8 protein-coding genes and 1 pseudogene are annotated in these 10165 nt (G+C 40.0%); 1 reads left to right on the top strand and 8 read right to left on the bottom strand.

The window, feature by feature from the left end:
• A pseudogene (locus B3317_RS03630) lies at window positions 1–903 on the top strand (hypothetical protein); the annotation flags it as partial.
• Window positions 904–1014: 111 nt separating this feature from the next.
• On the opposite strand, the gene B3317_RS03625 reads toward B3317_RS03630, so the two are convergent.
• From B3317_RS03625 to B3317_RS03590, 8 genes are all read right to left on the bottom strand, one after another.
• On the bottom strand, window positions 1015–1446 hold the full coding sequence (locus B3317_RS03625; RefSeq protein ID WP_291108737.1) for a Dabb family protein: 432 nt from the start codon (window positions 1444–1446) through the stop codon (window positions 1015–1017).
• Between the two features lies 1 nt (window position 1447).
• Complete coding sequence (locus B3317_RS03620; RefSeq protein ID WP_291108735.1) at window positions 1448–2635, bottom strand: aminopeptidase C; 1188 nt, start codon at window positions 2633–2635, stop codon at window positions 1448–1450.
• A 31-nt stretch (window positions 2636–2666) separates the two neighbouring features.
• Window positions 2667–4754, bottom strand: a complete 2088-nt coding sequence (locus tag B3317_RS03615) for an HD family phosphohydrolase (RefSeq protein ID WP_291108733.1) — start codon at window positions 4752–4754, stop codon at window positions 2667–2669.
• Between the two features lie 74 nt (window positions 4755–4828).
• Entirely contained in the window at window positions 4829–6067 is a 1239-nt protein-coding gene (locus tag B3317_RS03610) for a 3-deoxy-D-manno-octulosonic acid transferase (protein WP_291108730.1), read from the bottom strand.
• A gap of 11 nt (window positions 6068–6078) precedes the next feature.
• Window positions 6079–7590 carry a glutamate--tRNA ligase gene (gltX, locus tag B3317_RS03605; RefSeq protein ID WP_291108729.1) on the bottom strand — a complete coding sequence of 504 codons (1512 nt, stop codon included), beginning with the start codon at window positions 7588–7590 and terminating at the stop codon, window positions 6079–6081.
• A 156-nt stretch (window positions 7591–7746) separates the two neighbouring features.
• Entirely contained in the window at window positions 7747–8310 is a 564-nt protein-coding gene (locus B3317_RS03600) for a hypothetical protein (protein WP_291108728.1), read from the bottom strand.
• A gap of 2 nt (window positions 8311–8312) precedes the next feature.
• Window positions 8313–8864 (bottom strand): stage II sporulation protein M, encoded by a 552-nt coding sequence (locus B3317_RS03595; protein WP_291108726.1) that lies wholly within the window; start codon window positions 8862–8864, stop codon window positions 8313–8315.
• Between the two features lie 440 nt (window positions 8865–9304).
• Window positions 9305–9559: a hypothetical protein gene (locus tag B3317_RS03590; RefSeq protein ID WP_291108724.1), complete on the bottom strand. Its 255-nt coding sequence runs from the start codon at window positions 9557–9559 to the stop codon at window positions 9305–9307.
• Window positions 9560–10165: the final 606 nt, after the last annotated feature.

Raw genomic sequence — 10165 nt, 5'->3', positions numbered from 1 at the left:
GGGATAGAAGTGCCGAGGCCGCCGTTTGAATACAGATGGGCAGGTTCTAACATTTACTTTATGCCGGACGAGGCCAACGGCTTCATAGGTTCCCTGACCTTCGACGAATCGCATGGAGCTAAAGAAGGTTACCAGGGCTTATTCTTCAAATGGGGGAGTCTTGTGGGTGTTGCCGCGAGTACAGAAATAGTAAATTATTTCACAGGAGACACTTACCTTTACATCCCTGCCATAGCAACGGGTAAATACTACAAGGTGAAAGTTTCGGATGTAACTACCGGTTATACAAATCCTAATGCGGATATGCAGTCTGCCGTCTTGGCTCTCCGTTCTAAACTGCTCATTGATGCGGATATGACCACCGGCGGAAATACTGACTTTGATAAAATCCCTTATGTCACCACAGGTTCTACAGACAACCGCTCTGTCAATTACCTTGCAACCTCGGCCCATACCCCGGCAAACTACCAGGGCGACATCTGTAAATACCTATCTGCGGCTGCTATCAAAGACAATAGTAAACTGACCAAAAGCTGGGTAATGCCTGTCAGCAACGACTTCGGGGATGCATCCCATACATTGCCTTATGAAGATGCCAATTATGCGTGGAACTTTGTTTCCACCAGTATCACTCCGTCCTCTGCTGACGGTGGTCCGGCCACACTTAGCCAACTCGCCTACACAATTGTCGCTACGGGTGAGCAATTATACTTTCCCGCTTCCGGGTGCCGCTATACAGACGCCGGCCAACTATTATATGTGGGCCTGTACGGCTACAATTGGAGCGGCTCGGTCAGCAATGAGACGCGCGCATACTATCTAAGCTTCTATGCCGGAACCGTGAACCCTGTCGCCTACCGCTCTCGCGGCTACGCTCATAGCGTAAGGTGCGTCCGAGAATAACGGCGAACGATGCGAGCACATCCGATTTATTTGATTGTGTATACAGCCCGGAATAAACCGGGCTACCTGTTCGTTTATAGATATCTATATCTTCACCGGGTATACAACTCTCTATTCGACAGCAACAAAATCCGCTTCAAGAAAATTTGTGACTTCGGTCTCCCAGCGTTCTTTTACAAATTTTATATGCTCAGGATGGGCATTATAGGCCTTATAGGCTTCCTGATTATCGAAAACCATCGAAAAATAGAAATTATATTCATTCTTACTGCTGACTTGACGGGATACTTCGAAGTTTTTCACCATAGGAAGGGCACTTAAAATACGTTGTCCGTCTTGCAGGAACTTGTCGGTTTCGGGAGCATCCACATCATATTTCAGATTAAACATGACTGTATGCCGTATGTTTCCTTTTTCGAGTTTTACCGGAATCCCGGATCGTTCAACGACTACGTTTTCGCTTACCTCTTTCTCCTGTTTAGGCACATTACATGCACTAAACAGAGAAAACATGAGCAAAAGACCTATTATCCTTATTATCATATTATTTCAGAGTAAGTTTCTTAGCTATTCCTTTTGGTAAAGCATCTTTGTGTATCATTACACTCATTGTCTTATACTTCACGAATGCTTCCGAAGCATACCAGATACCTTTATATGCACCAGCCTCACCCCAAGAGTTTTTTACCAGATAATACTTATTTCCGTTCTGGTCTTTGGCAATACCATATATCTGCATACCATGATCGTCGGTAGTCTCCTGATTATCATATGCTATCTGGCGCATCTCCTGTGTAATAGTTTTTTCCTTCACAGGACCCTCTTCTATCTTAGCTTTGATACGATTGTTTTTTTCTGTTTGAGAAAGACCTAACCAATGCGCCTGATCTGAACCTACATTTTCAGGGGCTTCATCGTCGGGAATAACAGCAAGGCCGTTACGGGTAAACCCTATCTCACTCACATCGGTAGCCCATGCTACTGTATAACCGTTATTCAAGGCATCATCGATAGTTTGCATCAGTTCATCTATTGGCAGGTTGTATGAAAGCGACCAACGCCAGTTATCCGGAATTTCAAGGGCAAACGGAGCATAGAACGGATGATGGGTGAATGAGGTAAGAGAGATATAATTACTTGCCTCCAAACCTAAAGACTGACGCAGCGACCCGGCAGTATATGATTTACCCTGATATTGGAAATCCTGAGGAACAACTCCGAAGTAAGCATCAAGAATGCCATTCAGTCCTTGTTTCCATACCGGAGAAATACGCTTGTTCTTATTTTCATTAACACCTTTCACATATCCGGAAAGGCCGGCTTCAACTTCCCCGTGCTTGTGCATTGTCTCACCATAGTTAAGGCCGATATAAGCCTCATTCGGAAGAACTCCGTACTCATTTAATGTTTCTACGACATCGGCAAAAGAACCTCCCTGAGCAAAATTCAGGTTACCTCCCACCCTTACAAATTTATCTGCCTTATCTGCATAATTACGGCGCACAATGTACATCTCCGACAGATCGTGCTCACCTTTGCCCATACGGATAACTTCCGATTCGAGGAAGCCCAGTCCTGAAAAACTCCAGCAAGTACCACTGTTCCCCTGATTCTTAATAGAGGTAATGGGATTTTCTTTCACAACGGAAAACTGATAACCGCTTCCGGCACCTTGGGCGCTTATGCCCAATGTCAGCAAAATAAATGCTGATAACACTACTAATTTTTTCATCTATATTTTAGTTTTTACAGTATTAAAATCCTTATTGTTCTATCAATGTCTCGTCATTCCGCTTCTTCAATTCGGGATAGGCTACACGCATATGACGCATACTCACCAGTTTTTCGGAAAACACTTCTTTTGCTAATTCTATATCTTTAAATGTAATCGGCGCATTCTTGAAAAGCCCGTCGGCCACCTGCGAATCTACAAGCCTGTTAACAAGTCCGCTTATTGCTTCTTTGCTGTTATCTTTCAAACTGCGCGATGCGGCTTCTATGGTATCAGCCATCATCAATAAAGCGGTTTCACGGGTAAACGGATTAGGACCCGGATAAGTAAAATCCTCTTCATCGACCTCTTCATCGGGATGACTATTTACATATGAATTATAGAAATACTTTGCCTTACCTTTTCCGTGGTGTGTCTGTATAAAATCGATAATCTGTTGTGGCAGATTATATTTCCTGGCAATCTTCACCCCCTCGGCAACATGCCCTATGATAATACAGGCGCTCTCTTTCTCTGTAAGTCCGGCATGCGGATCGATACCTTCAATCTGATTTTCGGTAAAGAAAATAGGATTTACCATTTTACCTATATCGTGATAAAGAGCCCCTGTACGGACAAGAGTCGCATTCGCCCCTATACGGTGCGCCGCCGACACTACCAATGTGGATACCTGCATGGAGTGCTGAAATGTTCCGGGTGCTACCTCGGATAACTCCTGTAGCAATGGCCTGTTGGTATTCGATAATTCTATCATGCTCACTTCGGAGATGAAGCCGAAAACCCGCTCACACACATAGACTAACAGATAAGCAAACGACACAAATACAAAATTGATGCAGAAGTAAATATACATCCTGCCGTTCTCTATCAGAAGAGAGGGGTTTCCTTCTGTACAGAGAACCCAGGCCGTATATGTAATCACATACGTCAGCAAAATGAGAATGGAGCAATATACGAGCTGTGAACGCTCCGATAGATTTCTAAGACTGAATATACACATATACCCTATCATTACCTGAATGACGATAAATTGCGCCATCTGGGCCAAAGGAAGCATCAAAGCACAGATGAGTACCGTAATCATATGCGTGGTCATGGCTGTCCGCGAATCTATAAATGTACGGATCAGTATAGTAGGTATGGCAAACGGAGCCAGATACATCAGGCTGAACATCTTCGTGTCGGCCATAATACCGGTGATAATAGGAAATATCCCGACCATTATGAGAATAAAGATGATATTCTTCCGGTTGTTATACTCATGCAGCCTGTAAAATTTAAGATACACCATCAGTGACATCAACAGCAGGGAGAGCATGACCAGTTCTCCGAACATCAGCCAGCCGGGCTTTGACTTTGTACCTACTTTGCTTTCTACCTCCCGGTTGTAAGAATCTAGTATATTCTTTGTACGGGCATCGACAATTTCGCCCCGGTCTATTATTTTTTCTCCCGATTGTACTTCTCCCTCGTATAATGCTACCTGCTTGAGCAGTTCTTCTTTTTCGTTAGACGACATTTTTTCGTCATACAGCACGTTCACATTCAGGTAGTCATTCAGATTGAAGGCCCTCAAATGACTAATATCCACACTCGATGGCGCATCACTTATAATTTTCTCATAAGCCTGCTTAGGTGTATAGAAAGATGCCAGATGACGGGTACTGGCAACATTATTATCATTTACCAGTTGCAGTTGCTTTTTGTTCAGTTGCTGGACTTTATCATAATCCTCAGCGGATATTATACCAGCCTTATACACTTCATTGAGCTTGCGGTTCACATAGCTTATATATTCTGAGGGGATACTCTTTGCCAAAGCATCCTGCGAAAACTGAGACACTGTCTTCTTTGATATGTTAAGATCGGTATAATAATATGGCTGATAAGACCGCATTATACTATCTTTTTCCTCCTGTACCTGCTTGTCGGATTTATGTATATGAAAGTTGAACGGAGCAGTCAGCAAACCATATTGCCAGGGTCGGTTCTCGGTATATGAATACTTATATTTGCCTTCACGGGGCAAAACATACCAAATGACCAGAATGGTCATTATAAAAAAAACCGGTGTAGGTATCTTAATCTTGGAATTGAATATCTTATTTATTTGCGCCATAATACTATGGTTTAGAATACAAATCTACAAGAATATTTTTTATTTGAAGAAAAATATACCTGAAAACGAAGAGTTCACAGTTTCAGTACATTCATTACCCTGCCTACGACTCCACTGTTGGAACGGACATAATCGCCGGCATGTTTTCCGGCAGCTTTGAGTGTTTCGTCATATTGGAGAAATTCGTCCATCAACCCTCTGAATGATTGGGTATCTGCGATGGAATAACCACCTCCCTGTTCGCGAAGCCCCTGAGCTTCACGGAATTTTTTGAAGTTAGGACCGAATATGACAGGAATATCATAGACGGCAGCCTCAAGCACATTGTGTATCCCTACACCAAAACCACCACCCACATACGCCATCTGTCCGTACCGGTAAGTTGAAGACAGTAATCCCATACAGTCGATGATAAGACAATCGTAATCCGCCATCATTTCGGGAATAGCATTTGAATAACGTATGTAAGGCCGTTGAAGATTGCTCTCTATATATTTCAGGTGAGCTTCGTTTATTTCGTGCGGTGCTATTATCATTTTCAGGTCGGTAGTCATATTGAAGTATGGTATAATCACATCTTCATCTTTGGGCCACGAACTACCTGCTACCAGTATTTTCTCTCCTTCGGCGGCAGCCTTTTTTGCGAATGCTTCGACAATATTCAACTGTTTAGCCTGCTGCTTTATATCCAGCACCCTGTCGAAGCGGGTATCGCCACAGACTTCGACATTTGTCACTTTTATATCCCGTAACAATTCTGCCGAGTTGGAGTCCTGTACACAGATACATGTATATTTCTTCAGCAACTTGCGCATATCCATCCCGTACCACTTGAAGAAAATCTGTGAGGAACGGAAGATAGCCGAAACCATATAGATAGGTATTCCCTGCTTATGAAGAGTATTTACAAAGTTGTACCAGAACTCGTATTTAATAAAAATAGCTGTTTCGGGCTTCACCAATTTCAGGAACTTCTTCACATTACGCCTTTTATCGAATGGCAGATAACAAACGATATCGGCCAGCGGATAATTTTTGCGCATTTCGTACCCAGACGGGGAGAAAAATGTAAGCAGTACCTTATATTCCGGATTGTTACGCTTCACCTCCTCTATAATCGGGCGTCCCTGCTCAAATTCGCCTGACGAAGCAGCATGGAACCAGATATATTTTGCGTTGGGATCAACTTTTTCTTTGAGTATCTTATACGTTTGCTTATGCCCGATTATCATCTTTCTCGCCTTCTTGTGAAAAGGAGAAATGATGCGGACTATAAATGCATACAGATATATGGCGAAATTATAAAAAAACATGGTTACGAATTTTAAAGGTCCTGAATGGCTTTTTGCAAACGGGCGATAGTCTCGTCTTTACCGATAACAGCCGTTATATCGAACATATGCGGACCTTTCGATTCACCTACAACAGCCAGACGGAAAGCATTCATTATATTACCCAGGTGGTAACCTTTCGATTCTATCCATGCTTTTACAATTTCTTCCTGATTGTGCGCAGAGAAATCGTCTATATTCTTCAGGACATCGATCAGTTCGGCCATTTGCGCAGGAGAGTCTTCTTTCCAGCGTTTTTTCACCACCTTTTCATCGTATGAAACAGGTGCAACGAAGAAAAAGAAGGATTGATCCCATAATTCTTTTACAAAGCTTACCCGCTCTTTAACCAGTCCCACCACTGTTTCTACATAGTCGAGAGTAACATCCACTCCTTTTTCTTCCAGAATGGGATAATATATATTGGCAATTTCGGCGTTCGGGCGCAATTGTATATACTGATGGTTGAACCACTTGCCTTTTTCATAATCGAATTTGGCCCCGCTTTTGCTGCATTTTTCAAGAGAGAAAAGCTGCACGAGTTCACCCATGGACATTATCTCCTGATCGTTACCCGGATTCCAGCCTAAAAGTGCAAGGAAATTGATAACAGCTTCGGGCAAATAACCGCTTTCGCGGTAGCCGGATGAAATTTCTCCTGTTTTCGGATCTTTCCATTCCAACGGGAATACAGGGAATCCCAGACGGTCCCCGTCACGCTTGCTCAATTTACCGTTTCCTTCGGGTTTAAGCAACAGCGGCAGATGGGCAAACTGCGGCATAGTAGCCTCCCATCCGAATGCTTTATATAAAAGCACATGCAAAGGGGCCGACGGCAACCATTCTTCACCACGTATAACATGAGTGATTTCCATCAGGTGGTCATCGACAATATTTGCCAGATGATATGTAGGCAGATTATCGGCCGACTTAAATAATACTTTATCGTCAAGCACCGAAGAATTATATTTTACTTCGCCACGGATAAGGTCATTTACCAGTACTTCCTGATTAGCTTCGATTTTGAAGCGGACAACATACTGATTGCCTGCATCTATCAGGGCCTGCACTTCGTCTCCGTTCAGAGTCAAAGAGTTCCGCATTCCTCCACGGGTAGACGCGTCGTATTGAAAATTAGCTACGGCAGCGCGTTTAGACTCTAATTCCTCCGGTGTATCGAAAGCAATATAGGCGGCACCTTTATCCAATAATACATCAACATATTTACGATAAATCTCTTTCCTGTCCGACTGGCGATATGGAGCATAAGCCCCGCCAACATGCGTCCCCTCATCGAACTTCAGCCCGAGCCATGTAAGAGCCTCTATTATATATTCTTCGGCTCCGGGAACAAAACGTTGGGAATCGGTATCTTCGATACGGAGAACAAAGTCTCCACCGTGCTTTTTAGCAAACAGGTAATTGTATAATGCCGTGCGCACACCTCCAATATGCAATGGGCCTGTAGGGCTGGGTGCAAAGCGTACCCGTACTTTCTGAGACATATCTTATAGTTTAAATCAAGGCTACAAAAGTATATAAAATAAGTGAAAAACGAAGAGTGATAAACTAATAACCGGAAAAAATATTATGCATAATAGCGTAATCAAACCCTGGGTTAAATTACGCTATCAAATTTTCTTAATAATTGGACACTCCAATTAAGCTATTCTTACAATCTCAGTAATTCCCAAAATAGCTAAAAAAGGTAATACAACAGATAATATGGAATAAAACCATTTAATCTTGTAAAGATAATGGATAATCATCAACGAAATGAGATAGCATAGAACAGATGAACAATTGATAAGCGTCATTGACGTTTCGTAAACCGGATGATTTTTTAAAATAGTTATAGAATCCGGAGTAGATGGAATTTGTATATCTGTAAGCAAAAAAAGCCCGATTAATAACATTATGGAAGGTATTATATATGGAAAAGCCAAAGGCAAGATCGAATCTTTAAATTCTGCTTTACCACCGAAAAGCAGTGCCATAATATGAAACATCAATGCATAAATTAACCATGTCACAATCCCTGAAACGATAGTAAAAATATAACTTAATTTTGTACTGAGATTGAAAACACTCATCAATGAATCTTCGACATATACAAATTTGTTTAACACATCTATATATTCAGCGAGTAACAGGCTGTAAAACAAAATTATAATAATTAAAATCCACTTAGGCACTTGCATAATTGAATCAATAATTACTTTCATATCTATAATGTAGATGAGATGTATGTTTCAACGTATGCCGCACTCAAAATTATAATAAATGTTACTACACAACCTATTCCAATTACATTATAAAATTGCCTTGTAAAACTTTGCTTACCTTTCATCAAAAGCAATATATTATAGGCAATATATAAGCCCATTCCTCCGGATAACCAAAGACCTATCAGTTCAAAGCTATGAGGTATTGTCCTTTTAAAAATAACCGAAAAGCCAGTACCGGATTCATAAATAAGCAGGAATGTGTCAGCCATCATAAAACCATTGTATATCAGATTAATAATTGTCCCTATACCGAACATTGCACCACCTGATATATTGAGAACACATGCTTTTAGATTAGTCTTAAGAATCAATATAAAAGCACTAAATTTATCATTATTATAAAGTAAGTTTACAGCATCATATGTAACGTTTTGATTATCCGAAATATTTTCAATTTCAGGTAACTTCACAATGAATATCCTGAATAGAAAAGAGATTAGCCAAAATGCAATAGAGATTAACGTGAAAATCGTTAAATATCTGTATTTCATAGATTTTGTTTTATTAAGATATCTGAATATCCACTAAACTGTATCCTTTTTATTGTTTTTTAATATCCACTTTGTACATATCCAAGCCATCAAAAAACTAAATAATAGCATAGATATAAAAAGAAGACTTCCGATAGACGTTAGTATATTACCGGATAAAATAACGAAAAAGATATTAATGAATAAAACAATAATATATAATATACATATACTTTTCTTTCTGATAGAAATATTGTTTTCAGAAACGGTTTTTCGCAAAATAAGATATAGTAAACCGCAAGACAACAGGAAGATGACAGCTATAATACAAATCTTAAAGATATTGCCATGTATGAAATTTATTCCACAGAAAGGAACCCAAATGAATGAAAGCACAGAAAGTCTGGTAATCAAACAACTACCAGACTTAGATATAAAATTTTCATTTTTACTGAACATCATCACAAAGCATAAGCAAGCCCGGCAGCAGGACAAATTAAACCTATTCCAAATCCAACGGCAGCACCATACACTCCAAAGAATATTCTTTCTCCTCTATCCAAATCCTGCATTTGAGGATGAAATTCTTCAGCGACTACACACAATTGTTGAGGATTCACTTCTCTATTCTGGCTCTTGTTCACACCATTCAAAATGCCAATAGACATTACAATCACTACTAACACACTCAAAAGAGCTTTTTTGTTATTCTCCATTTTATTTCAATTTAACTTGAGTAAATATTTTATTTTTTAACTGTATGTATCATTTCAACAGCCACTAAATCACGCAGATTTCAATATATATACTTCTTACAAATATTTACCGTAAGTTCCCGAATCGGTTTATTCTGAATTAAGATTATACAAAAAGAGGCATGGGAACTTCTATAACATTATCCCATTTAGAGGCTCTGCAAAGCCCGTACAAAAGATAAGTAAGAAGTCCCACGCCTCCTGTATAACAAAAGACGTGGAACATTTACTATTATCCCATGTACTAAAATTTTGCAGATTTCTAAATGAGGATAATAATTATAATGTCTCTTAATTAAATTCGATAAAATGTAACCAGATTTCCCATCACTATGGTACAACCGATTACGGGGTAAAAATAAATGTTATTTTTTATTCCCAAAAATTTTTTGTTAAATCTTTTTATATGTTGTTATTTAAATATACGTGATTTTCCTCCTACTGTAATCAAATTTCAAATCAATTATCTATACAAGAAAATTATTAACAAACAAGGCTCGCCTAAGTCCCTCTTTGGGGAATTAGGAGTTTTTAATACTGACTTATTATGAAATATAACGACAACAC

The sequence above is a fragment of the Dysgonomonas sp. UBA7710 genome (genome assembly GCF_002482385.1).
In the GTDB taxonomy this organism is placed as follows: Bacteria; Bacteroidota; Bacteroidia; order Bacteroidales; family Dysgonomonadaceae; genus Dysgonomonas.
Note: the sequence above shows the minus strand (reverse complement) of the source record. Positions and strands in the feature narration are given on the sequence as shown.